The organism is Bordetella tumbae (genome assembly GCF_965139195.1).
Taxonomy (GTDB): Bacteria; Pseudomonadota; Gammaproteobacteria; order Burkholderiales; family Burkholderiaceae_B; genus Bordetella_A; species Bordetella_A tumbae.
This window is the reverse complement of sequence record NZ_CBCSJH010000024.1, coordinates 58,968-83,078: the sequence shown is the minus strand read 5'-3', so window position 1 is coordinate 83,078 and position 24,111 is coordinate 58,968. Positions and strand designations below refer to the sequence as shown.

Here is a 24,111-nt window from a genome sequence, read left to right as displayed (position 1 = left end):
TAGTCGAGACGGGAAATGACGTTAAACCCTCATCCGCNAANCTGCCCCCCCAACAACAACACCCCCNGCAGCAACACAANCACCGCCGCCGCCGCCTCAATCGCCACACGCACCCGAGTCATCCAGACAGCAGAAGCATAAGCCCCCACCCGCGTAGCAGCCCCCGCCGCCACAACGGCAAAAACCGCCAATGCAGCAACAGTAAGCCCCGTCCCCAACCCCATGGCCAACGCGGCGGCTATCCCCGCTGCGAAGAAGTCTTGCGACAACGCAAAGACCAAGACAATGAGCGCGCCACTGCATGGCCGTAATCCCATCGCGAGGATGGCCGACATGGCTTTGCGCCAGTCCAGCGCACCAGCGACTTGATCGGGCGATGGGACATGCACGTGCCCGCAACCACAGTCGTCATGATGGTGATGACCATGATCATCATGCGCGGCTCCGTGCGCATGCCCCTGCTCTGCACCATGGACATGGCGATGGTCCGCTCGGCGCAGCCAAGGCCGCAGCGCTTTGCTCCAGACCAGCCATGCTCCCAACAGCGTGATCAATGCGTATGACGCGGTTTCCAGCCAGCGCGTGGCGCGATTCATTTCTGGTGCCGTCGCGTGCAACAGCCAGGCCATGACAGCGACCAGCATAATGGCGACCAGGGCTTGTAATAGCGCAGCCAAGAGTGCCAGCAACGCGCCGTTGCGAGCGGTCTGGCGATTGGCCAGGACATACGAAGCAATCACGGCTTTGCCATGGCCTGGGCCCAGCGCATGGAATATGCCATACGCAAACGAGAGGCCTAACAAGCCCCAGGCGGCCGTTCCGTCGGCCTGCCAGGCGCGTACCGCACCGGTGAGCTGTCTATAGAAATGCGATTGCCACGCGGAGATCTGCGCAAATAGACCGCTCAGCCAGCCTGGCCCCGCCACGGCGCCTCCGCTTTCCGGCACTCCAAATGGATGCGCGCTCTGAGCCCATCCCGCCAAAGGCGGCAGCCAGAGCAACAATGCCCATGCCAACACCGCCGCATTTACCTTCCTCATCAGCAACTCACGTCGATTCGATGTGTCAGTCCTTTCGTGATGGCCAGCAACTCATCGGGTACGGTTTCCGCCTCGGCAGGGATCGCCGCCAATTTCTGCATGGTTTGCCAATCGAGTTCACCGGGCGGCCGATAGGATTGCTGACAGGATTTCGGCGCCTCGATCAATGACACCGCACCCGGCGCACCAAAGTCATAGGCGACGAAATACGTCGGATCGTAGATATCGAACTGCACGCCCTGTTTATCCGGAACCATGGGTTGAGCGAGAGGCAGCGTGAAGGACAGTGTCAATCGCTGCGATTTGGTATCCCAGCTCACTACGGCGTCACGTGGTTCGGCGAACGCCACGGGCTTTCCGTTCACGCTCGCCTGCGTGAAATAGTGTGAAATCGGTTCACCCAAAGCCTGCATCCAATCTTTCGCCATACCCTGCAGGGTTTTGGCGGGCAGGCTGCCATCGGGACCTTTTTCCAGGCCTTGAGTCGTGTAAGCGCCGAACATTTCGTCGAACAGCCAATCTTGTTGGATCGCCGTCATTCGGCCTTCTGCGTCAAAGGCGATACGTGCGCGAGCGTCTATCCACATATGTGGATGAGCCTGCGCCACCGGTGTGGCACAAGCCATGATCATCACGGCTGCAAGGCCTCGGAAAGCTGACGCGCGTTCCATTCAAACATCCCCAGATAAGTCGCCGCCGGCTGTCCGGACGGAGCCAGCGCATCGGAGTAGAGCGTACCACCGGTACGTGCCCCCGTTTCGCGCGCGATCTGTTGGACTAAAACCGGGCTGCTGACATTTTCGACAAACACGGCAGGCACGTGCTCCCGTTTGACCTGTTCGATGATGCGCGCCATATCGGCCGCCGAGGGCTCGGCGTCGGTGGACAAGCCGGCCACCGGAATGAATCGCACACCATAGGCGTCACCGAAATAGCCAAAGGCGTCGTGCGAACTGACCACTTGGCGACGTTCGGCCGGGATGGAGGCAAAGGTCTTGCGAATCTGTGCGTCCAAGGCCTCGATGCGTGCGATATAGGTTTGTGCACGTTGGCGATAGGCCGCTGCGTGCGCTGGGTCGGCGGCAGCCAGGCCCTCTGCGATGTTGCGGGCGTAGACGACACCGTTCTTCAGGCTTTGCCAGGCGTGCGGATCATGATCGCCATGGTGATGATGGTGACCTCCTGCCGCATGGTCGTGCGAGGCATCATGATCATTGTCGTGGTCGTGGTCGTGGTCGTGGTCGTGGTCGTGGTCGTGGTCGTGGTCGTNNTGATCATGATCGTGACCGTGCGCGCCGTTATCGCTCTGAGTCGGCTTCTTGTCGTCGCCGTGGTCATGCGCGTCGCCATCACCATGGTCATGACCATCTGCTTCCTGCTCGGTCATCTTGCGCGGCGTGATTCCTTTCGTAGCGACAATGGTGGCACCGGAAAAGTCCGCGGCTTTCGCGAGGCGAGGCAGCCACGTTTCGAAATCCAGTCCGTTCTCTACCAGGACGCTGGCCGCCTTCAATTCGCGTGCGGCCGCCGGCGTGGGTTCATACGAATGGGCATCACCATCGGGACCGACCAATGTTGTCACCGACACATCGTCGCCGCCGATTTCACGCACCATATCGCCCAACACCGAAAAGCTGGCGACCACTCGCAAGGGTTCGGCGCTATGCGCCATGATGGGCGCACACACACTGGCCGCCCCCAACGTCAACATCATCAATATACGGCGCCGTGCCTGCGCGGCAGAATAGTTGTGCATCGTTCTTCCTTTAGCGAAAACGGGTGCGGCCATGAGCCATCAGGCCATGCAATAACCCACCCTGCGGCCCGCAAGCCACAGAAACCAGATACGCCAGTCCGGCCGCCAGAATGATGGCGGGCGATGCAGGCAAGTTGTAGTGATAGGAGAACAGCAGGCCAGAGAGGCCTGCGACGACTCCCAGGATCGCCGACAAGACGATTTGTCCCGCCACGGTCGGCAGCCAGAAACGCGCGGCAGCAGCAGGCAACATCATCATGCCCACCACCATCAACGTCCCCATCACCTGAAACCCGGCCACCAGATTCACGACGACCAGGAAAAGAAAGGCCATATGCGCCAACGTGCCTCGGCCTGCGCAGGCGCGTAGAAAACCCGCGTCCAGGCATTCGGCCACCAGCAACCGATACAGCACCGCCATCGCCAGCAATGTCACACTCGCGACGCTGGTCACCAGCAGCAGGGATGCATCGTCCAGACCGAGCACGGTGCCAAACAACACGTGCAGCAGATCCATATTCGAGCCGCGCATCGACACCAGCAATACGCCCAGCCCCAGCGATATCAAATAAAACGCCGCGAAACTGGCGTCTTCGCGCAAAGGGGTCAGCCGGGCAACAACGCCCGCCAGTACCGCGACCAGCAAACCGGTGATCAAGCCGCCCAGCAGCATCGCCCACAACGACAGGCCCGACAGCAAGAAGCCCGCTGCCACACCCGGCAAAATCGCGTGCGACATGGCGTCGCCCATCAGACTCATCCGACGCAACACCAAAAAGACGCCAAGCGGCGCCGCACCCAATGCAGCCGCCGACGTACCCGCCAGCGCCCGCCGCATAAAGGCATAGTCGACGAACGGCGCCACGGTCCAGTCCAACAGCGTCATCGGAATCCCCTCTCCATGCCGCGCCTCACAACCATTCCTGAAGCGCGCCGCGCGCTGCCGCCAAATTGCGGGCCGTCAGTACCTGGGCTGTCGGTCCCCAAACGATCTGCCGCCCTGCGAGCAATAAAGTCTGCGAAAAATGCGCACGCACCATGGCCAGATCATGCAGAACGGCCACGACGGTGCGACCTTCCCGATTCCACTCGCATAGCAATTGCATCAATACATCGGCGGTGTGGCTGTCGACAGCCGCAAAAGGCTCATCCAGCAACAGCACTTGAGCGTCCTGCAACATCAGACGGGCAAACAAAGCCCGTTGCATCTGCCCGCCTGACAATGCACCGACCATGCGGCCCGCCTCATCGGCCAGTCCGACAGTCTCAAGCGCCTGCCAGGCCCGCTGCGTTTCCGTATGACCAAAACCACGCCAGGCGCCCACACGGCGCCATGCGCCCATCGCTACCATGTCCAGCACGGTAATAGGAAAGGAACGGTCCATCTCCACCGCCTGCGGCAACCATGCCAGACGGCGACGTTCCTGTGGGTCGATATCCAGACGGCCGGCCAAAGGACGCATCAATCCGACGATGCCTTTGAGTAAAGTGGACTTTCCCGCGCCATTGGGCCCCGCAATGGCAGTCATGGAGCCGCGATCAAAATGCCCGGACACGGCTTGCACAGCCGCCCGGCCGCGCCAACCGAAGGCCGCTTCACGCAACGCGATCACGGGATCGCCGGACACGCTTGTATCCACCGCCGCCTCGAGAATAGACATCGCCATCCCGCTCACGCAGCAGCCCACCAGCCCATGGCCCATCCGGTCAACGCCCACAAGACCATTGCGGCCGCTGCCGCGATACTCAACCGGGAAAAAACAGAGGCCCGCAGCGCTGATCCACGAGAACGAGCCGCCGCAGGGGAAACAATATGAGACATATCCACGCGTACAGCCCGCTCTCGGGGGCAGGGCTGTTTATTCATTCAATTAGATATGTTATATCATAACAAATATGAGTAAGACCGGCTTGGCGCTCCCCGTACGGCCCGTTTTCTGATACCTTCGCGGGATTGCCTGTCCGGCGCTATCCGGCTGCCACGATCAATGCCCACCCCGCCCCGCTCCGCTCGCCCTGACTCTATTGGCGAACAACTCAATATCGCCGAATCGCTCTGCGCCCAGCGCGGCCGCCGGCTGACGCCTATTCGCCGTAAAGTGCTGGAATTGCTCCTGCGCCACGGCCGCAGCCTCAAAGCCTACGAACTCCTGGACGCCATGCGCGCCGAGCACCCGGGAGCAGCGCCCCCTACGGTCTACCGGGCGCTGGACTTTCTGATGGACGAGGGCCTGATTCACCGTCTGGACGCGGTCAATGCCTGGACCGCCTGTCACGACGCGGCGGGTGCGCCGCATGATTTGCTGGTGGTCTGTACCGGCTGCGGAGCCGTGGCCGAGGTCAGCGACCCTGCCATGAGCCAACAATTGGCCGATCGAGTGGCCTTGACGGGCTTTGCCCTGGCCACGCACGAAACCGAAATCCGGGCGCTCTGCCCCCAATGCCAGCAAAAACAGCCGGCCGATGCCGGCCATCGCCATCATCACGGCCATACGCATTGAAACGGCTTGCCCGGCCGGGCGAGTCGGGTGTCATTTGCCGGCATGATGGAACCATCTGTTAGTCTGCCTGTTGCTGCGGCGCAGCATATGGGGGAATTGGCGGGCAATCCGTCCTCTATGCACGGTAGATGGACGCTCCCCCTTGAAATGCAGCCATACATCCCCATATAACTGCATCGAATGGATTACAGCGCCGCTTTATGCCTGTAACAGCAGTGCGGTGCCGGGGGTTGTCCCGGGGTTTGCCCACCTGCCCTTACTGTGCTGTAATCCTGCGTCCGGTCGCAACCGCGGCCGCCTGTTGTTTTATGCCTTGGACGCACTCGTGTGCCTGAGGCTCTCAGATTACCGCCTTGCCATGAATACCCAGCGCAGTTTGGACAAAATGGTTCCCGTCACCATCCTCACCGGCTTTCTCGGTGCAGGCAAGACCACCCTGCTCAAGCGCATTCTGACCGAATTCCACGGCCGCCGCGTTGCCGTCATCGAAAACGAATTCGGGCCGGAGAGCATCGACAACGACTTGCTCGTGCAGGATAGCGAGGAAGAAATCATCGAGCTCAGCAACGGCTGCGTCTGCTGCACGGTACGTGGTGACCTGATGCGCACGCTGGCCGAACTGCGCGCCAAGCGCGTGGCGGGCGAGCTCACTTTCGAACGCGTCATCCTCGAGACCACTGGCATGGCCAACCCCGGCCCCGTGTGCCAGACGTTCTTCATGGATGACGATATCGCCGAATACTATCGTCTGGACGCCGTTGTCACGGTGGTCGACGCCAAGCATGGCATGGCGACGCTGGATGCCCAGTCCGAGGCTCAAAAACAAGTCGGTTTTGCCGACCGTATCCTGGTCTCCAAAAAGGACCTGGTCAACGAGGCCGACTACGAGGCGTTGCGTGCCCGTCTGGTGCGCATCAATCCGCGCGCACCCATCACGCCGGTCAATTTTGGCGAAGTCGATCTGAAGTCCATCATCGACATCAGCGGCTTTAATCTGAATTCCATTCTCGACATCGACCCGGATTTCCTGGCCGATGAGCACCCCGACGCGGCGCACAGCCACGCCCACGGTCATGACCACGACCATGATCATGATCACGATCATGACCACGAAGGCGAATGCGGGGCGCATTGCCATCACGAACATCACCATCACGACGACGAAATCGGTGCATTCGTCTTCCGCTCAAACAAGCCGTTCGATCCCGCACGGCTGGAAGAATTCCTCGGCGGTGTGGTGCAGGTCTATGGTCCCGACCTCATGCGCTATAAAGGCATCCTGTACATGAAAGGCATCAACCGCCGCATGTTGTTCCAGGGTGTGCATATGATGATGGGTGCCGAACCCGGCAAGCCGTGGACCGCAGCCGAAAAGCCGTCTACCAAGATGGTCTTTATCGGCCGCAAGCTGCCCCAGGAAATTTTCACCCGGGGCTTGGAGCAGTGCCTGGCGGGCTAACGCCGCAATCCGGACGCGCGCAATCGCGCCAGGATCGATTCATAGTGGAGTGTTTTCATGGCTACCAAGGCAGCAACCAAAAAATCAAACAAGTCGACTAGCGATACGGCGATTGATCTGCCCAGCGAAGAAGAATTGCTGGCCATGCCCGAGTCGGAATATATGAACGACCGCCAACTGGCGTTCTTCAAAGAGCGACTCAAGCAACTCGAACAAGACATCCTGGCTAACGCCGGCGAGACCACCGAGCACCTGCGTGAAACGCAATTCGTGCCCGACCCCGCCGACCGCGCCACCATCGAAGAAGAGCACGCTCTCGAGCTGCGTACTCGCGATCGCGAGCGCAAACTTCTGAAGAAAGTGCAACAGTCCATTGCCCGCATCGATAGCGGCGAATATGGCTGGTGCGAAGAGACCGGCGAACCCATCGGCATCCCGCGCCTGTTGGCCCGCCCGACGGCCACGCTCTCTCTCGAAGCGCAAGAACGGCGCGAAATGCGTCAAAAGCTCTACGGAGATTAATCCTCTCCTTTGCGTTTTCGCTCTCGTCTTTCGGGGCCGCATTCTTCAACGAATGCGGCCCTTTTTCATTGTTGAAATTGCCCGGGCATCAGATCGGAAACTGCTCGACGGTGTGTCTGACGCGCAGCAACGCGGTTGCCAACAGATCTGCGGGTACTGAACTCAAACCCAGGCGTAATGCATGCGGCGCGTGCCGGGTGGTAGCGTAGGCTTCGGCCTTCGAGACCGCGATACCATGTTCGGCCAGCGCCGTTGCAATCCTGTCCATGCGCAAGTCCTGCGGCAATGGCAGCCACAGGAACAGGGAGTTCGGATGAGCCATGAATTCCATGCCCGCCAGGACGTCCTGTGCGATCTTCTGTCGGCGACGCGCATCGGCACGCTGCGCCTTTTCCCTCTCAGCGACCACACCGGCGGCTACCCATCGGGTTGCCATAGCAGTCATCACACTGGGCAGGCTCCAATAGCTGGCCCGGATCACAGACTTGATCCGCCCAGCATGAGTCTTGGGCACAACGGCGAACCCGAAACGCAGGCCGCTGGCCACGCTTTTGGAGAGGCTTGAAACGTAGATCGTGCGTTCGGGCGCAAGCGTGATCAAAGCAGGTGCAGTGCGGCCAGCCAGAAATGCGTACGAAGCATCTTCGATCAGCAAACAATCGTGGCACCTGGCAATACTGACCATTCGCTGCCGCTGCCTGGCGGTCAGCACCCAACCCAGCGGATTATGCATTGCAGGCATGGCGTAAATGGCTCGAACGCGTTCACGGCCACATAGTGCATCCAACGCCCCTAAATCCGGGCCATCGTCTGAATACGGCACGGGTTTCATCGTCAACCCCTGAACACCAGCCACCATCTTGAAACCCGGATACGTCAGGGCATCGACGGCAACCGTATCGTGCGGACGCAATAAAGCGCGCACAGTCATATCGAGCCCCTGCTGACTGCCGTTGACCAGAAAAACCTGCTCTGCGTCCACATGAACGCCGCGCTCAGCAAGCAGAAAATCCGCCACGACCTGCCTTTCGTGGCGCCGGCCGCCAGGGGGTTGCTGATGCATCAGTGCAGCCAGATCGCCGGACGCTGCCAGCTCGCGCAAGGTATTCCGTAACAACTCCGCCTGGCCGGGCCACGTGGGGTGATTGAATGAAAGATCCAGGGTATCGGCGCTCAAGCGGGCCTCATCAGCGCTGTCCCATTCGCGCTGCCCTGGCCGGTCCCGCACAAACGTACCCCGCCCCGTCTCGCCAACGACCCATCCCAAGGCACCGAGATGGGCATATACCTTGCTCGCCGATGCAACAGCCACCCCATATTGCGCGGCAAGTTGGCGATGCGTAGGCAAGGCCGCGCCTGGCGGGAGCTTGCCGCTCTGAATCTCGGCCGCCAACGTGTTGACGATAGACATGACAGGAGAAACCGGCATCGGAAATGTCCCTAGGACAATTTTTTGATTGTTCTATTTTAAGGCCTCAAACTCTGGCTTACCCATACAACCTCCTGCCACCATGTCTTCCTGTCCAGCGCCGATATCAACCGTTCTACCGGTATTGACCTACTTGCAGCGCCAATTGAACGGCACACTGGCCAAAGGCGATGCCACGCACATGCACTACCCCACCGCGATCTCACAACTGCTGGGATTTCGCATCGTGGAGATCAGCGAAGCCGTCGCCGTACTCGAGTTCGACGCAAACGCGGCGATCCATGGTAATCAGCAGGGTACCGTCCATGGCGGGCTATTGTGCGAATTGGCCGATGCGGCAATCGGCACAGCTCATTCCACACTGATGCAAGACGAGGAAAGTTTCACCAGCATCGATCTGAAAGCGACTTTCTTGCGTCCCGTATGGCAATCGACGCTGCGCGCCCACGCCTGGGCGTCTCATCGAGGACGCACCATCAGCCACTATCGCTGCGAGATCCAGCGCGACGACGGCAAACTCGTCGCCAGTGTGGAAAGCGCGGTCATGACGCTGCGCGGCACTCAGGCGCTAGGCAGGTAACTGCCGTCATTGCGCGGCGTGTACTCAGTCGCCTGACAGGCCGCGCACAGTATCAAACTGGGCCGTCGATCCGGCCCCACCGCACGGCCGCCTAGCTGATTTTTCGCACTTCTGTCGCATCGGGTGGCAGCACGTTCCCCGCTTTATCAGTCGGGACCATCCGCGCAATGGGTTTGCCTGTGCATTTATCAATCAGCATGGAATGACGCTCGCCCCGCTCAAACAAGTGCTGTTCGCCCCATTGCCGTAGCGCCACCACAATGGGAAACAAGCTCTTCCCCTTGTTGGTCAGTACGTATTCCTGATAGACCGTACCGTCCGATGCCGCCTGCATTTGCAAGATCCCGGCATCGACGAGCTTGCGCAGCCGATCAGAAAGGATATTGCGCGCCACCCCCAGGCTGCGCTGCAGGTCACCGAAGCGACTCACACCATCGAAGGCGTCGCGCACGATGAGCAACGACCAACGATCTCCAACTACATCGACGCAACGTGCAACTGGGCACGGCTCATCGTTCATGGTCTTGCGGCTAGCCATGAGGTCTCCAGGAAATCCGATGTGAACACACCAACAAGTTGCATTTTAAAACCACATCGCCTAGCATTCAAACCAGTTTTATTTCAAAACTACTTTGAACATACTCGGATCATGAAAACCTCCCTCGCCTGTCCCTCATCAAACGGTCATCGCTATGCACCGAGCAGGAGCGTCGCTATGCCTCGTGGCCTGGTGTGGCTGTTTGCCACCGCCAGCGGCTTGAGCGTGGCGAATGTCTATTACGCCCAGCCACTGCTCGACGCGCTGGCGCAGACATTTGGCATCAGCCAGGCAGCGATCGGCGGTGTGGTTACCGCCACTCAGTTGGGTTGCGCGTTGGCGCTGCTGTTGCTGGTGCCGCTGGGAGACCGGATGGATCGCCGCCGTCTGATGGCAATCCAACTGCTGGCGCTCGTAGTCGCGCTGATCGTCGTGGGTACAGCGCAGTCCGCCACTGTGCTGCTCGCGGGGATGCTTGGCGTCGGCTTGCTAGGCACTGCCATGACGCAGGGACTGATCGCCTACGCCGCCAGTGTGTCGGCCCCTCATGAGCGAGGCAGCGTCGTTGGCACCGCTCAAAGCGGCGTATTCATCGGCCTGCTGCTCGCCCGCGTCCTTGCGGGCGGCGTCAGCGATCTGACCGGCTGGCGTGGTGTCTATCTCAGTGCGGCTGCCCTGATGCTGATGCTGGCACTACCGCTGTGGCGACGCCTACCGGCCTTGAAAACCGTGTCGAACGCGATGAGCTATCCGCGCCTGATTGGGTCCATGCTGACGCTGCTGCGCCAGGAAAAGGTCCTCCAGATACGAGGCATGCTGGCACTCCTGATGTTCGCCGCGTTCAACATTTTCTGGAGCGCGCTCGTACTGCCATTAAGCGCACCGCCCTATGGCTTTTCCCATACGCTTATTGGCGCTTTCGGCTTGGTCGGCGCAGTGGGCGCGCTCGCGGCCACCCGGGCTGGCCTATGGGCCGACCAAGGGCACGGTCAGCGCACCAGTGCCCTGGCGCTGGCCGCGCTGCTGTTGGCATGGTGGCCCCTGTCCCTGATGGACACCTCACTCTGGGCGCTGATCGTAGGCATCATGCTGCTGGACCTCGGAGGACAGGCATTGCACGTCACTAACCAAAGCATGATCTTTCGCACCCAGCCCGAAGCGCATAGCCGACTGGTCGGTCTGTACATGCTGTTTTACGCGGCCGGCAGCGGGCTCGGGGCCATCAGTACGACGGCGACCTACGCCTATGCCGGCTGGCAAGGCGTGTGCGTGCTGGGGGCTGCAGTCAGTCTGTCGGCCCTGCTGTTCTGGATGATCACGCGACGCGCCCACGATCAGCACAGAAACATACTGAAATACTGACGCCTTCGCACCGGCAGGCGGCATACACTTAAAGCTTGGGCGGCGCCTTGAAATCGGTCGCATCGCCCCCAGATCAAACCTTCATAGGAAGGAAAGCATGGAACAATTTCACGCCACCACCATCATCTGCGTGCGCCGCGGCAACCGTGTCGCACTGGGCGGCGACGGTCAAGTCACCCTGGGCAATATCGTCATCAAGGGTACAGCCCGCAAAATCCGCCGCCTGTACCATGACAGGATCCTGGCGGGCTTTGCCGGCGCGACGGCAGATGCCTTTACGCTGCAAGAGCGCTTCGAAGCCAAACTCGAAAAACACCAAGGACACCTGATGCGCGCGGCCGTCGAGTTGACGCGCGACTGGCGTACCGACCGCGTGCTGCGCCGTCTGGAAGCCATGCTCATCGTGGCCGACGCCGAGCACACCCTGGTGTTGACTGGTAACGGCGACGTGCTCGAACCCGAACATGGCCTGGCCGCCATCGGCTCGGGTGGCGCCTACGCCCAATCGGCCGCACTGGCGCTGTTGCGCAACACCGAATTGGCACCCCAAGACATCGTCAAACAGTCGCTGGAAATCGCCGGCGACCTGTGCATTTACACCAACCAGAATCACGTCGTCGAAACGCTGGGCGAATAAGCGTCCGCTTCGGCCGGCTGTAGCAAGGATTCCGTTTATGTCCGCATCCACCATGACCCCCGGGGAAATCGTCTCCGAGCTCGACAAGTTCATCATCGGCCAGAACCGTGCCAAGCGCGCGGTGGCTGTGGCGCTGCGCAATCGCTGGCGCCGTCAGCAAGTCGACGAGCCCTTGCGCCATGAGATCCACCCCAAGAACATCTTGATGATCGGCCCCACCGGCGTGGGCAAGACCGAAATCGCCCGTCGCCTGGCCAAGCTGGCCAATGCGCCCTTCATCAAAATCGAAGCCACCAAGTTCACCGAAGTCGGCTATGTCGGCCGCGATGTCGACACCATCATCCGCGACCTGACCGAGTACTCGATCAAGCAAACGCGCGAACTGGAAATGCGCCGCGTGCGCACCCAGGCCGAAGACGCAGCCGAAGACCGCATTCTGGATGCCCTGGTGCCGCCCGCGCGCAACGCCTCCGGCGAGCCCGAGCGCAACGATGACAGCAGCGCCCGCCAGACCTTCCGCAAACGTCTGCGCGAAGGCAAGATCGACGATCTCGAAATCGAAATCGACGTCGCTCAAGCCGTCCCCCAAATGGACGTCATGACGCCTCCGGGCATGGAAGACATGGCCGAGCAATTGCGCGGCATGTTCGCAGGCCTCGCTCGCGACAAGAAAAAACCCAAGAAAATGAAGGTCAAAGAGGCCTTCAAGCTCATCGTCGAAGAAGAAGCCGCCAAACGCGTCAACGAGGATGATCTACGTACGGTCGCGATCGCCAATGTCGAGCAAAACGGCATTGTCTTTCTGGACGAAATCGACAAGATCGCCGCCCGCCAGGAAAGCGGTGGCGCTGACGTCTCGCGTCAGGGCGTGCAGCGTGACCTGCTGCCGCTGGTAGAAGGCACCACGGTCAACACCCGCTACGGCATGGTGCGCACCGACCACATCCTGTTCATTGCCTCGGGTGCGTTCCACCTCTCGCGACCGTCCGACCTGATTCCCGAGTTGCAAGGGCGGTTCCCGATCCGTGTCGAGCTGGAATCGCTGTCGGCACAAGACTTCGTGCGCATCCTGTCCGATACCGACGCCTCGCTGACCAAGCAATACTCGGCATTGCTGGCCACCGAAGACGTGCATCTGGATTTCACCTCGGACGGCATCGAGCGCCTGGCCGAGCTGGCGTTTTCGGTCAACGAACGCACCGAAAACATCGGTGCACGCCGTCTATACACCGTCATGGAAAAACTGCTCGAGGAACTGTCGTTCGACGCGACGGCCAGCGGCGGCAAAACCGTCAAGATCGACGCAGCCTACGTGGAGGCACAGCTGTCCGAAGCTGCCGCCAGCCAGGATCTGGCGCGCTACGTGTTGTAACGCCTGAACGCCTCCGCGCGCCGGCCAATGCTGGCGCGCGGTGCGTGGGTACGGGCACGCACTGACAACAAGCTGAACTATCGCAGCGTGAGGATGTCGCATGAGTTCGTTCATCTTCAATGAAGGCTCGCATGTTCAAACCCACCATTGCCGCTACAGCGCTTTTCGTTGCCGCCGGTGTTCACGCCCAGCCAGCCGTGCCCGACTATGGGCCCCAGCTCGAACGTTTCAATTATCCCTACCAGGTCAGTGAATTCAAGCTGACCTCGCAAGGTCAGTCATTGTCCATGGCCTATATGGACATCCGGCCCGAACGCTCCAATGGCCGCACTGCCGTGCTGTTGCATGGCAAGAATTTCTGCGGCGCTACCTGGGAAGGCACCATCAGCGCCCTGACAAACGCTGGCTACCGGGTAGTGGCACCCGACCAGATCGGCTTCTGCAAATCGAGCAAACCAGCCGCCTATCAATACAGCTTCCATCAACTGGCCGCCAATACCCACGCCTTGCTGCAGAGCCTGGATATCGAGCGCGCGGTGATCATGGGCCATTCCATGGGCGGCATGGTGGCTACGCGCTATGCCCTGATGTACCCGGATCAGGTCGATGCACTGGTGATGGTGAACCCCATCGGGCTGGAAGACTGGAAAGCCAAGGGCGTGCCCTATCGCACCGTGGACGAATGGTATGAACGCGAATTGAAAACGAACTTTGCCGGTATCAAGAAGTACCAGCAGAACACGTATTACGCCGGCACCTGGAAACCCGAATACGACCGCTGGGTCGCGATGGCCGCAGGCATGTATCAGGGCGAAGGGCGCGAGCAGGTCGCCTGGAGCCAGGCCCTGACTTATGACATGGTGTACACCCAGCCGGTGGTACATGAGTTCGGCCAAGTGCGCGTGCCGACCTTGCTGTTGATCGGCGAACAAGACAACACGGCGCCGGGCAAGGATGCGGCCGTGCCAGAAGTCGCTGCGACGCTGGGCAATTACGCAGCCTTGGGGCCCGCCACTGCACAGGCAATACCGGGTGCCCGGCTGGTGGCTTTCCCGGAATTAGGGCACTCACCGCAAATCCAGGATCCCCAGCGATTCCATGAACGTCTGGTAAAAGAACTGGATCAGATGCTGTAGCGCACCTTGCAAGCTGGCGGCGATCTAATTACTGATCGCCGTCACGACATATTTGCCATTTTGGCGGGCAGCCGTGAACCTCACGCGGTCGCCAGGCTTGATATTGGCGAGTAGAGCCGGGCTGGCCTGATACACGAGTGTCATTGCAGGCAATTCCAAGTCCGATATCGCGTCATGCTTGATCGCGACTTTGCCTGCCGCAGCGTCGACCCGCCGCACCTCGCCACTCGCCGTCGCGGTGGCGTCCTGTTTCGCTGACGGCTTCTGGTCGGCAGCCAGAACTGGCAGGGGCTGCCAGACGGCCATGCCGGCCAGGGCCATCGCCAAAGCCATTGATACTCGTGCCGCTGCTAGACGCATCTTTTGCATTACCTCTCCTTCGGCCGAACCTGCGGCCCAGAACGCCGACTATTGCCGACGCTGCACTGGAATACAGGATAACGCGTCCGCAGGCATTCCCCTCGGCACTACACTACCAATCTGTTTCCACACATAACCACCACGCAGAGAGATTTTCTACATGGGCAACCGACTTTCCGCCATCGCCACACGAACCGGAGACGATGGCACGACCGGCCTGGGTGATGGCAGCCGCCTGCGCAAAGACGAACCGCGTGTGGCGGCGTTGGGCGACGTGGACGAGCTCAACAGCGTCATCGGCCTGCTGCGCACGGAATCCCTGCCCGATCCAGTACAGGCGGACCTGAACACGATCCAGCATGATTTGTTCGACCTCGGCGCAGAACTCTGCATCCCGGGTCACACTACCCTGACCGATGCCCAGGTGGCGTTTTTGGATCAGCGCCTGGCCCACTATAACGGCGCCCTGCCGCCATTGCGCGAATTCATCTTGCCCGGCGGGTCCCGGCCAGCAGCCCTGGCTCATCTGGCCCGCACCGTATCGCGCCGGGCGGAGCGTTCGGTTATCACCCTCGAACGGCACGACACCCTGAATGCTTCGGTGCGCCAATATCTGAACCGGTTGTCAGACCTGATGTTTGTACTCGCCCGCCACCTGAACGGGGTCCAAGGAACGGGCGATGTGTTCTGGACCAGCGCACATTCGCGGGTCCAGGCGGAATAAAAGCCTCAATTCACGCCAGCGGCATGCGCCTGCTCGTCGGCGTGATACGACGAGCGGACCATCGCGCCCACAGCGGCATGGGTAAAGCCCATCTCGTAGGCCTCGCGCTCGAACATCGCAAATGTATCGGGGTGCACATAGCGCAACACCGGCAGATGGTGTTCCGAGGGCTGCAGATACTGGCCTATGGTCAGCATGTCGACACCATGGGCGCGCATGTCGCGCATGACTTGCAGGATTTCCTCGTCAGTCTCGCCCAGGCCCAGCATCAGACCGGACTTGGTCGGCACCTCGGGATGCAGTTGCTTGAACTCGGCCAGCAGTTTCAGCGAGTGCGCATAGTCGGAACCCGGACGCGCCTGCTTGTACAAACGGGGCACGGTTTCCAGATTGTGGTTCATCACATCGGGCGGGCCGGCATTCAAAATCGCCAGCGCGCGTTCCAGACGGCCACGGAAATCGGGCACCAGAATCTCAATGCGCGTCGTGGGCGACAAGGCGCGGATGCGCGAGATGCAATCCACAAAGTGAGCCGCCCCGCCATCACGCAAATCGTCGCGATCGACCGAGGTGATCACCACGTACGAGAGCTTCATGGCGGCGATAGTGCGCGCCAGATTCTCGGGCTCGTTGGTATCCAGCGGATCGGGACGGCCGTGTCCCACATCACAGAACGGGCAACGCCGCGTGCATTTGTCGCCCATGATCATGAAGGTGGCCGTGCCTTTGCCGAAACATTCGCCGATGTTCGGGCAGGAGGCCTCCTCGCACACGGTGTGCAGATTGTGCTCGCGCAGGATGCGCTTGATGTCGTAAAAGCGCGATCCCGGGGCAGCGGCCTTGACGCGGATCCACTCTGGCTTTTTCAGGCGCTCGGCCGGCACGATCTTGATCGGAATCCGTGCGGTCTTGGCCTGCGACTTTTGCTTTTGCGTAGCGTCGTAGGCGGCCGACGTCGTGGCGGTCGCTTGCACTTCGGTCGCAGCAGCAGTGGGCTCAAGAGTAGACATACATCACCTTCGTCATGACCGGCGCACGTCGATGACACGGCGCTGGACGGGGGGAAGAAAAGGGCATTTTAGCGCGTCAACCTGCAGCATCCCTGCGCACAGGCGGCGGCAAGGCGGTCAACAAGCGTTCGGCGAGGCGTTCTCCGACAGTCATCAAATCCTGCCGAGCCCCGCAAGTCGCCATATCGACGGTCACCAATCCCTCGTAACCACAGGGGTTGATGCCCAAAAACGGCGACAAATCCATGTTCACGTTCAACGCAACGCCATGATAGGCGTAGCCGTTACGTATTTTGATACCTAATGCAGCAATCTTGGCCACATGGCCGCCAGCGCCATACGGCACATACACGCCCGGTGCGCCGGGCTGGCGACAGGCATCGGCAACGCCAAAATCGCTCAATGTGCCGATGGCCGCGTCCTCCAGCAGACGGACATAGTCGCGCACAAACAGGCCGGCGCGGCGCAAATCAAATAGAGAATAGGCCACTACCTGACCGGGTCCGTGATAGGTCACCTGGCCCCCGCGATCCGACATCACGATAGGAATCGCCCCGGGGTTCAGCAGATGCTCGGGCTTGCCAGCCTGCCCCAGGGTGTACACCGGGGCATGCTCACACAGCCAGACCTCGTCGGGCGTACAGGCGTCGCGGGCAGCCGTAAAAGCCCGCATGTCCTGCCATACCGGCTCGTACTCGGCCGGGCGGGTCAACCATTTGATCATGACAATGCCAAATGGCCAGCCTTACAGGACGATGGACACCATGGGATGTCCATGCAGGGCGCGATACAGATTATCGAGCTGCTCGCGCGAGGTCGCGCGCACGGTAAAGGTCAGGCCCATGTAGTTGCCGCCCTTGCTGGGCCGCATTTCAACCTTGGCCGGATCGAATTCCGGGTCGAACCGCAGCACCACCTCGGTCAGCGTCTGGGCAAACTCAGGATGCTGCTTGCCCATGACCTTGATAGGAAAGTCCGAGGGATACTCGATCAGCGATTCTTCGGGAGGAATGGTAGTCATAACAATTACCGCAATGCGCGTAGGGGCAATGTCGGTTTACAAAGCAGCAATACGGGCATCATACGCTGCCCGCAGCTTCGCATAAACCGGGCCGGATCGGCCGTTGCCGACCGGTTTGCCATCGAGCTGCAACACCGGCAGTACCTCCTTGGTCGCCGACGTCACCAGAATTTCATCCGCCGAGACGACTTCGTCCTGGGTAATCCGACGAGCTTCGAACGGAACGCCGGTTTCCTCTGCCAACTCGGCCATGAAGCCATAGCGTATCCCTTCGAGAATCAAGTTGTCCTTCGGCGGCGCCAACAGCTTGCCCGCCGACACAACCCAGAAATTGCTGGATGAGCCCTCGGTGAGGAACCCATCCCGGAACTGGATCACCTCGTCCACCCCCGCCTCGGCTGCCTGCTGACGCGCCAATACGTTACCCAGCAATGACACGGACTTGATTTCGCAGTGCAGCCAGCGCTCGTCAGGAATGCTGATCACGTTGATGCCTCGTTCGCGTTGCTCGACCGTGGGCGGCGTGAATTCCGTCGTCATGCCGAACACCGTGGGTGTGATTTCCGCGGTGGGAAAGGCATGCTCACGCTTGTAGACGCCGCGGGTGACCTGCAGATAGACCACGCAACTCGGCGTAGCCGAACGGCGGATCAGCTCATTCACCAGGTCCAGCCATTGCTCGCGCGACTTCGGCGACGGAATGCGCAAGGCCTGCAAGCTGCGGTCCAGGCGATTCATATGCTCGGTCATGCGGAACGGCTTGCCGTGATAGACCGGCACGACCTCGTAAATCCCATCACCGAAAATGAACCCCCGGTCCAGCACCGAGATTTTGGCCTCGTCGACGCGCGTGAACTCACCGTTGAGATACACCTGGCTATCGCCTGGCATGCCCGGAATCATGAATGGCCCCTAAAAATCTAAGATAGCTAAAAAAATGAACAGGCACAGATCTGGATCGCCGTTACACGCCGAACCTTTGCTGTGCCTGTTCATGGATATGAATCGCAAAAAAGGAAAAGTACCGCACTGCCCCAGCGATTGCTCGCCCCGATGGTGTTTTCACTGGGGGCCAGCGGATAGACCCGCGCGCTCCCAGCTCGGCAGTGCGTATTAGTTCACTAAAAAAACCTACTCGAACTGACGTTTGACCAAGTCGACCATACGGCCGAAAAAGCCGGCTCGCTCGACGGCATCCTGAACCACCAACGGCTCAGTACGCAGAACCTTGCCATCCAACGTCAATTGCAACGTGCCGACTTGCTGGCCCTTGGTCAGCGGGGCTACCAGCGGATCCGTGCGTTGCGCCACAGGTTTGAGATCGCCGGATTTACCGCGCGGTACCGTCACCCAGATCGGAGGCGCAGACGGGCCCAGCTTGACAGTCTCGACCGTGCCTTCCCAGACGCGGGCGTCCAGGCCGGGCTGATTTTGATCGTACAGTTTGACCGAGTCAAAATTCTGGAAACCCCAGTTCAAGAGCTTCAGGCTTTCTTCGGCACGTGTGGCTTCGCTGTCTGCGCCGGCCAGCACGGTCAACACACGGCGGTCGCCGCGCAACGCAGTCGACACCAGGCAATAGCCCGCCGCATCGGTGTGGCCGGTTTTCATGCCGTCGACCGAGGGGTCCGCCCATAACAGGCGATTACGGTTGGGCTGCGTAATCTTGTTATAGGTGAACTCTTTTTGCTTGTAGTAGTGGAATTCTTCGGGGTGGTCTTTGATCAGCGCCACAGCCAGTTTGGCCAGGTCCGACACCGTGGTGATGTGCTGCGGGTCGGGCAAGCCCGTGGCATTCATGAAATGCGTGTGAGCCATGCCCAGACGCTCGGCCTCTTGGTTCATCAGCGTCGCAAACGACGCCTCGGTGCCGCCCACCGCCTCGGCCAATGCCACAGATGCGTCATTACCCGACTGCACGATCACGCCCTGAATCAGCTCGTTGACCGTGACAGGCTTGCGCGGCTCGACAAACATGCGCGAGCCGCCAGTGCGCCAGGCATGCTCGGAAATCGGTACCTGTTGCTCCAACGTGATCCGCTTTTCGCCCAACGCATTGAACACCACGTAAGCCGTCATGATCTTGGTCAGCGAGGCCGGTTCGATTTGCATGTCCGGATTCGACGACGCCAATACCTGCCCGCTGGTGACATCAATGGTGATCCAGGCACGTGCAGCGATGGTCGGCGCAGGCACGGCCGATAGCTCCGCCAACTGCGTGACGCCGGCCGGAGCCGGAGCAGACGCTACGGCTGGCGTTGGCGCCGCCGGCTGCTGTTGTTGCGCCCAGGCGGCAGATGTTGACGCCATCAGCGCCGACAATACCGCGCTAGCCAGGACACGGCGGGAAAACGCAACAGAAGACGGAAAGGAACGAGTGAGTTTCATCGGCAAAAAGGGTCCACGATCAAAAGCAGCCCAGGCGGGTGACAACACATTGGGTTAACAAGCCTGCATGGCGGGCAAAGGCCGCATCATCAACAACCGGCCTCATGAAAAGCAGCATCATTATAGGCAGGCCCATCAGACCGCGCGGCAGCGATAACGTTCAACAACAGTAAAGGCACGCTGGAACACGGCCCGGCAGGCTCGATGCGTAAACATCATGCGGGCCTGCGAACGGGCGGGCATCAGTCCAGGGCGACCTTGAGCCGGGCCTGCACCAACGCCCTCAACACGAGCAGCTTGCCGTGGAAAAAATGCGAAGCCCCTGGCACGACCACAATCGGCACATCCCTCGGACGCGCCCAGTTCAGCGTTTCAGATAAAGGCACCACGTCGTCCTGCTCGCCGTGCACCATCAACGTGTCCGCCGGTACGGTGACCTCTTGCTCTTGAAACCGCTGGACCGCGGCCCCCATCAGCATCAATGCCACAGGCAACGCCGTATCGCCCGCATCGGCCAGACCTGCATAGGTCTGCGCCGCGACTGCCGTCCCAAACGAAAACCCCGCCAACACCCAGGGGGCCGACGCCCATTCGGGGTAGCGTTCCCGGACTTGTGCCACCAACGCCAGCATGTCCTGCGTCTCGCCGCGCGCCTTGTCGAATTCGCCCTCGGATTGGCCCACTCCGCGGAAATCCGGACGCACGGCAACCAGGCCATGCTGCACGCATGCGCGGGAAATCGTGGTCACCACCTTGTTATCCCGAGCCCCGCCTTGCAGAGAATGCGGATGCAGGACCAACGCCCAGCCCCGTGGCGTACCAGCGGGCCAATCAATGGCGCAATCAATACGGCCGGCCTCGCCGGTAAAAGCCTGGATTTCGGTACGAGCAGACATGACTTGAGCGCAAATTAAAAAAGCAGCCTGCATGTTACCAACCTCGCCTGCGCTCTGTCCGGCTGGATCGGCCGCTTTTGCGTGAGGCGACCGACAACCATTTCCGCTTGCCCGCAGGCTACCGCTGTCTCTGGCATCCTGTCCGTGGACCGTTTTGTCACGGCCGCCGTGACCCGTCCCGCCCTCGTGCCCTACAATCGCCGCCATGCTTACTGATGCCCGCCCTATTGATCTGCCAACGCCCGAGGCGTTGGTACGCGAGCTGTCTGCGCGACTGGACGGCTTTCAGGACATTGCCTGGCCTGCCAGCACCGGCTCGACCAATGCCGACTTGCTGGCGCGTGCGCGCCACTGTTCAGGCCCCTGGCTGCTGGGCACTCACCAGCAGGCTGCGGGCCGCGGACGCGCCGGACGGCCCTGGCAAAATCGTATCGGTGCCACGCTGATGTTTTCGTGCGCCTTTCCCGTCCGCATGCCGCCTCACCGGCTGCCCGCCCTGTCGCCTCTGGCCGGGCTGGCCGCGGGCGAAGCGCTACGCAGCCTGCTGGTGCGCGATGCCGGCCCGCTGCGCGTCAAATGGCCCAACGATGTGCAATGGCACGATGCCAAATTAGCGGGCGTCCTGGTCGAATCGACCCGCAATCTGGCCCTGCCGGACACCTACACGATTGTGATTGGCATGGGTGTAAACCTGACGGACGCTGATCGGCTATCACAGAGCCTTGGCCGTTCCGTGGCTGACTGGACGACCATCATGCAGCAAACGGGTACCCCCGCCGTCAGCGTGGCCGATATCGTATGCGCCTCGGCAAACGCCTGGCGCCAGGCTGTTCAAGGCCTGGAAACCGACGGATTCGACGCCTTTCGCCAACGATTCAGCGCCATTGACGCCCTGGCAGGCCGCGACATCAATGTCATAGACCAGGGCGTAGTCCTGTTCAGCGGCACGGCGCAAGGCCTGGACGAACAGGGCCGGCTCCTGGTGCAGACGTCTCAGGGGCTTGTTCCCGTATCCGTTGGCGAAATCTCGATTCGCCCACGCACCGCGGAGCAAACGCGATGATCCTGCTGATCGACTCAGGCAACAGCCGTCTGAAGGTCGGCTGGCTGCATCCATCCGCAGGGACTGGAACATCAGACAATGCTCAATCCGCGCCCCCGAATGGCAGTACAGCGCCCCTGGACAGTGAATCGACCACCAACGGCTCGACTGGCGCCCCGGGCGCTCGCGAGCCCGCCGCCATCGCCTTTGATAATCTCGATCCGCACGCCCTGGGAGACTGGCTCGGCACGCTGACGCACAAGCCAATCTCGGCCTTGGGCGTCAATGTCGCAGGCGACGAACGAGGAGCCGGCATTCGCGATGCGCTGGCACGCCACAACTGCCCTGTGCACTGGATCACCTCGCGCGCGCAATTGCTAAATTTGAAAAATAGCTACACCCAGCCTACGCAGCTCGGTGCCGACCGCCTCGTATCGCTGCTCGGGGTTCGCAGCCGACTGGCGCCTGGACATCCACCATTCGTGCTCGCCTCATTCGGTACGGCCACCACCATCGACACCGTGGGCCCCGATGACACCTTTATTGGCGGCTTGATTCTCCCTGGCCCGGCGTTGATGCGCAGCTCGCTCGCGCGCGGCACCGCCAACCTGCCTTTGGCCGACGGATCCATCACCGATTTTCCGACCGATACGCACCAGGCCATTGCCTCGGGCATCGCCGCCGCCCAGGCCGGCGCGGTCGTGCGGCAATGGTTAGCTGCCTGCCAACACTATGGCCAACCAGCGGCGCTCTATGTCGCAGGCGGCGGTTGGCCCGAGATGGAACACGAAACGCAGCGCCTGCTGGCGCAGGCCGGTAGTACGATGGGCGCGGTGCCTACCCCCTGCTATCTGGACCGCCCCGTCCTCGATGGGCTGGCGCTGATCGCGTCCCAACCCGACCCTCAATCCCTGTGAGCGAGCCCCCATGCGTGTGCTTTTTCTGCTGATCGTCGCCGCCAACGTCTGGGCCTATGCGCTGGGACAGGGCTGGATCGGCGCGCGGCCCGACGATGCTGGCCGCGATCGGTCCAGATTCGCCCAGGAACTGAATGTGGAACGCATTCGCGTCGGCCCCTAGCCCTGCACAACCTTGCTCGGTTGCGCCGAGTCGACGCGGCCCGCGTCCAGCCGGCAACCTCGATCCTCCGCCTAAAACGGCCACACGACGAACACCTGTTTCAAAACGTCCATCAACCGGACACTCATCCTGGCGCCACACAGGCCCTGCCCTCACTCACGCTACGATGGCGGCCACGCGGAACGAGCCCCTTCGTCTTTTGGCGTTGAGAATTCCCGACGCAACAAGGCCTCGTTCAGAAACAGGAGTGTAGACACTATGAAAAGCGCCCATACGCAGCGCTGGCTGGCCTTGGCCGCCATCGCCAGCACCTTTACCGTAGCCGCCACAGCCGCCCAGGCCACCGGCTACCCCGACCAGCCCATCACCCTCGTCGTGCCGTATTCCGCCGGTGGTGGTGCCGATAACGCCGCACGTATCATTGCCGAAGGCATGGGCGCGGTTTCCGGACAAAGCATCGTCATCGAAAACAAGGGCGGCGCCAGCGGCTCGATCGGCGCTTCTTACGTTGCCCGTGCCAAACCCGATGGCTACACCGTGCTGTACGATTCCTCGGCATTCACCATCAACCCGGGATTGCGCAAGCTGCCCTACGACGCCAAGAAAGACTTCATCCCGGTATCGCAGGCCGTCTCCGTCCCCAACATCCTGGTCGCCGCGGAAAAGTCGAGCTTTAACAATCTGTCCGATTTCATCGCTGCTGCCAAAGCGAAACCTGGCCACTACACCTATGCGTCCTATGGGCCTGGCAGCCTGGCGCAGATGGCCGCTGAGCTATTGAAAAAAGACACCGGCATCGACGCCGTACACATTCCCTACAAGGGCGGCGCGCCGGCCATCGTCGACGTCATGGGCGGTCAGGTCGACGTGTACTTCGCCAACGCCGCCTCCAGCCTGAACTATGTCACCAGCGGCAAACTCAAAGCGCTGGCGGTGTCCTCCGACAAGCGCATGCCTGAATTGCCCAATGTCGCCACCGTGGCAGAGTCCGACCCCAGTCTCAAGGACTTCAATGTCTACGAGTGGAACGGCTTTTTCCTGCCTGCAGGCGCGGCACCCGACGTCGTGGCCAAACTGCAGGATCTCGTGCAAAAAGCCCTCGCCCGTCCCGAAACGCGCGACAAGCTGGCCAAACTGGGCCTGACCCCGGTCGGCTCCAATGCGGAGGAGTTCACCCGTTTCATCGACGCAGAACAAGCGCGCTGGGCCGAGGTGATCAAGGCCAATAACATCACGGTCAATTAAATCTGCGATACGC

At 61.0% G+C, this 24,111-nt stretch carries 27 protein-coding genes and 1 pseudogene; 13 read left to right on the top strand and 15 right to left on the bottom strand.

Annotated elements, in window-relative coordinates; translation table 11 throughout:
* Positions 1 to 80 precede the first annotated feature (80 nt).
* From ACNA0J_RS20845 to ACNA0J_RS20820, 6 genes and pseudogenes are all read right to left on the bottom strand, one after another.
* On the bottom strand, positions 81 to 1,040 hold a 960-nt coding region (locus ACNA0J_RS20845), incomplete at its 3' end, for a nickel/cobalt transporter (RefSeq protein WP_415820784.1).
* Complete coding sequence (locus ACNA0J_RS20840) at positions 1,040 to 1,666, bottom strand: DUF1007 family protein (protein ID WP_415820789.1); 627 nt, start codon at positions 1,664 to 1,666, stop codon at positions 1,040 to 1,042. The genes ACNA0J_RS20840 and ACNA0J_RS20845, both read right to left, overlap by 1 nt.
* 5 nt (positions 1,667 to 1,671) lie before the next feature.
* Positions 1,672 to 2,309: pseudogene (locus tag ACNA0J_RS20835) on the bottom strand (metal ABC transporter solute-binding protein, Zn/Mn family); the annotation flags it as partial.
* A 2-nt stretch (positions 2,310 to 2,311) separates the two neighbouring features.
* A partial coding sequence (locus tag ACNA0J_RS20830; RefSeq protein ID WP_415820783.1) for a metal ABC transporter solute-binding protein, Zn/Mn family occupies positions 2,312 to 2,796 on the bottom strand: 485 nt, incomplete at its 3' end.
* Between the two features lie 10 nt (positions 2,797 to 2,806).
* Entirely contained in the window at positions 2,807 to 3,682 is an 876-nt protein-coding gene (locus tag ACNA0J_RS20825) for a metal ABC transporter permease (RefSeq protein ID WP_415820782.1), read from the bottom strand.
* 25 nt (positions 3,683 to 3,707) lie between these two features.
* Positions 3,708 to 4,457, bottom strand: a complete 750-nt coding sequence (locus tag ACNA0J_RS20820; protein WP_415820781.1) for a metal ABC transporter ATP-binding protein — start codon at positions 4,455 to 4,457, stop codon at positions 3,708 to 3,710.
* Positions 4,458 to 4,784: 327 nt separating this feature from the next.
* Between ACNA0J_RS20820 and ACNA0J_RS20815 the strand changes: the two genes are divergently transcribed.
* The 3 genes from ACNA0J_RS20815 (at position 4,785) to dksA (ending at position 7,278) form a co-directional block, all read left to right on the top strand.
* Positions 4,785 to 5,297, top strand: coding sequence for a Fur family transcriptional regulator (locus ACNA0J_RS20815; protein WP_415820780.1), 513 nt, complete (start codon positions 4,785 to 4,787; stop codon positions 5,295 to 5,297).
* 358 nt (positions 5,298 to 5,655) lie between these two features.
* The gene (locus ACNA0J_RS20810; RefSeq protein WP_415820779.1) at positions 5,656 to 6,756 is read left to right on the top strand and encodes a CobW family GTP-binding protein; all 1,101 of its coding nucleotides are present in this window, start codon (positions 5,656 to 5,658) and stop codon (positions 6,754 to 6,756) included.
* A gap of 57 nt (positions 6,757 to 6,813) precedes the next feature.
* Complete coding sequence (gene dksA / locus ACNA0J_RS20805; protein ID WP_094824165.1) at positions 6,814 to 7,278, top strand: RNA polymerase-binding protein DksA; 465 nt, start codon at positions 6,814 to 6,816, stop codon at positions 7,276 to 7,278.
* Between the two features lie 88 nt (positions 7,279 to 7,366).
* On the opposite strand, the gene ACNA0J_RS20800 is transcribed toward dksA, so the two are convergent.
* A complete protein-coding gene (locus ACNA0J_RS20800) occupies positions 7,367 to 8,707 on the bottom strand; it encodes an aminotransferase-like domain-containing protein (RefSeq protein ID WP_415820778.1) in 1,341 nt (446 codons plus the stop codon).
* 82 nt (positions 8,708 to 8,789) lie between these two features.
* Between ACNA0J_RS20800 and ACNA0J_RS20795 the strand changes: the two genes are divergently transcribed.
* On the top strand, positions 8,790 to 9,287 hold the full coding sequence (locus ACNA0J_RS20795; protein WP_415820777.1) for a PaaI family thioesterase: 498 nt from the start codon (positions 8,790 to 8,792) through the stop codon (positions 9,285 to 9,287).
* 91 nt (positions 9,288 to 9,378) lie between these two features.
* On the opposite strand, the gene ACNA0J_RS20790 is transcribed toward ACNA0J_RS20795, so the two are convergent.
* The gene (locus ACNA0J_RS20790; protein WP_415820776.1) at positions 9,379 to 9,825 is read right to left on the bottom strand and encodes a winged helix-turn-helix transcriptional regulator; all 447 of its coding nucleotides are present in this window, start codon (positions 9,823 to 9,825) and stop codon (positions 9,379 to 9,381) included.
* 111 nt (positions 9,826 to 9,936) lie between these two features.
* Here ACNA0J_RS20790 and ACNA0J_RS20785 point away from each other — a divergent pair, with 111 nt between their 5' ends.
* From ACNA0J_RS20785 to ACNA0J_RS20770, 4 genes are all read left to right on the top strand, one after another.
* The gene (locus tag ACNA0J_RS20785; RefSeq protein WP_415820775.1) at positions 9,937 to 11,187 is read left to right on the top strand and encodes an MFS transporter; all 1,251 of its coding nucleotides are present in this window, start codon (positions 9,937 to 9,939) and stop codon (positions 11,185 to 11,187) included.
* A 97-nt stretch (positions 11,188 to 11,284) separates the two neighbouring features.
* Positions 11,285 to 11,824, top strand: coding sequence for an ATP-dependent protease subunit HslV (hslV, locus tag ACNA0J_RS20780; protein WP_415820774.1), 540 nt, complete (start codon positions 11,285 to 11,287; stop codon positions 11,822 to 11,824).
* Between the two features lie 37 nt (positions 11,825 to 11,861).
* Positions 11,862 to 13,196: an ATP-dependent protease ATPase subunit HslU gene (hslU, locus tag ACNA0J_RS20775; protein ID WP_415820773.1), complete on the top strand. Its 1,335-nt coding sequence runs from the start codon at positions 11,862 to 11,864 to the stop codon at positions 13,194 to 13,196.
* A gap of 131 nt (positions 13,197 to 13,327) precedes the next feature.
* Positions 13,328 to 14,332 carry an alpha/beta fold hydrolase gene (locus tag ACNA0J_RS20770; RefSeq protein WP_415820772.1) on the top strand — a complete coding sequence of 335 codons (1,005 nt, stop codon included), beginning with the start codon at positions 13,328 to 13,330 and terminating at the stop codon, positions 14,330 to 14,332.
* A 24-nt stretch (positions 14,333 to 14,356) separates the two neighbouring features.
* On the opposite strand, the gene ACNA0J_RS20765 is transcribed toward ACNA0J_RS20770, so the two are convergent.
* The gene (locus tag ACNA0J_RS20765; RefSeq protein WP_415820771.1) at positions 14,357 to 14,701 is read right to left on the bottom strand and encodes a copper-binding protein; all 345 of its coding nucleotides are present in this window, start codon (positions 14,699 to 14,701) and stop codon (positions 14,357 to 14,359) included.
* Positions 14,702 to 14,852: 151 nt separating this feature from the next.
* Between ACNA0J_RS20765 and ACNA0J_RS20760 the strand changes: the two genes are divergently transcribed.
* On the top strand, positions 14,853 to 15,416 hold the full coding sequence (locus tag ACNA0J_RS20760; protein ID WP_415820770.1) for a cob(I)yrinic acid a,c-diamide adenosyltransferase: 564 nt from the start codon (positions 14,853 to 14,855) through the stop codon (positions 15,414 to 15,416).
* Positions 15,417 to 15,421: 5 nt separating this feature from the next.
* On the opposite strand, the gene lipA is transcribed toward ACNA0J_RS20760, so the two are convergent.
* From lipA to ACNA0J_RS20730, 6 genes are all read right to left on the bottom strand, one after another.
* Positions 15,422 to 16,426 (bottom strand): lipoyl synthase, encoded by a 1,005-nt coding sequence (gene lipA, locus ACNA0J_RS20755; protein ID WP_415820769.1) that lies wholly within the window; start codon positions 16,424 to 16,426, stop codon positions 15,422 to 15,424.
* Positions 16,427 to 16,502: 76 nt separating this feature from the next.
* Positions 16,503 to 17,150 (bottom strand): lipoyl(octanoyl) transferase LipB, encoded by a 648-nt coding sequence (lipB, locus tag ACNA0J_RS20750; protein ID WP_415820767.1) that lies wholly within the window; start codon positions 17,148 to 17,150, stop codon positions 16,503 to 16,505.
* 21 nt (positions 17,151 to 17,171) lie between these two features.
* Complete coding sequence (locus tag ACNA0J_RS20745) at positions 17,172 to 17,447, bottom strand: YbeD family protein (RefSeq protein ID WP_415820766.1); 276 nt, start codon at positions 17,445 to 17,447, stop codon at positions 17,172 to 17,174.
* A 36-nt stretch (positions 17,448 to 17,483) separates the two neighbouring features.
* A complete protein-coding gene (locus tag ACNA0J_RS20740; protein ID WP_415820765.1) occupies positions 17,484 to 18,350 on the bottom strand; it encodes a D-amino acid aminotransferase in 867 nt (288 codons plus the stop codon).
* 228 nt (positions 18,351 to 18,578) lie between these two features.
* The gene (locus ACNA0J_RS20735) at positions 18,579 to 19,835 is read right to left on the bottom strand and encodes a D-alanyl-D-alanine carboxypeptidase family protein (RefSeq protein WP_415820764.1); all 1,257 of its coding nucleotides are present in this window, start codon (positions 19,833 to 19,835) and stop codon (positions 18,579 to 18,581) included.
* A gap of 242 nt (positions 19,836 to 20,077) precedes the next feature.
* Positions 20,078 to 20,731, bottom strand: a complete 654-nt coding sequence (locus ACNA0J_RS20730; RefSeq protein ID WP_415820763.1) for an alpha/beta hydrolase — start codon at positions 20,729 to 20,731, stop codon at positions 20,078 to 20,080.
* Between the two features lie 205 nt (positions 20,732 to 20,936).
* Between ACNA0J_RS20730 and ACNA0J_RS20725 the strand changes: the two genes are divergently transcribed.
* From ACNA0J_RS20725 to ACNA0J_RS20710, 4 genes are all read left to right on the top strand, one after another.
* Entirely contained in the window at positions 20,937 to 21,794 is an 858-nt protein-coding gene (locus ACNA0J_RS20725) for a biotin--[acetyl-CoA-carboxylase] ligase (protein WP_415820762.1), read from the top strand.
* On the top strand, positions 21,791 to 22,690 hold the full coding sequence (locus tag ACNA0J_RS20720; protein ID WP_415820761.1) for a type III pantothenate kinase: 900 nt from the start codon (positions 21,791 to 21,793) through the stop codon (positions 22,688 to 22,690). Before ACNA0J_RS20725 ends, ACNA0J_RS20720 begins: the two co-directional genes overlap by 4 nt.
* 10 nt (positions 22,691 to 22,700) lie before the next feature.
* Positions 22,701 to 22,853, top strand: a complete 153-nt coding sequence (locus ACNA0J_RS20715) for a hypothetical protein (RefSeq protein ID WP_415820760.1) — start codon at positions 22,701 to 22,703, stop codon at positions 22,851 to 22,853.
* A gap of 258 nt (positions 22,854 to 23,111) precedes the next feature.
* Entirely contained in the window at positions 23,112 to 24,098 is a 987-nt protein-coding gene (locus ACNA0J_RS20710) for a tripartite tricarboxylate transporter substrate binding protein (protein ID WP_415820759.1), read from the top strand.
* Positions 24,099 to 24,111 lie beyond the last annotated feature (13 nt).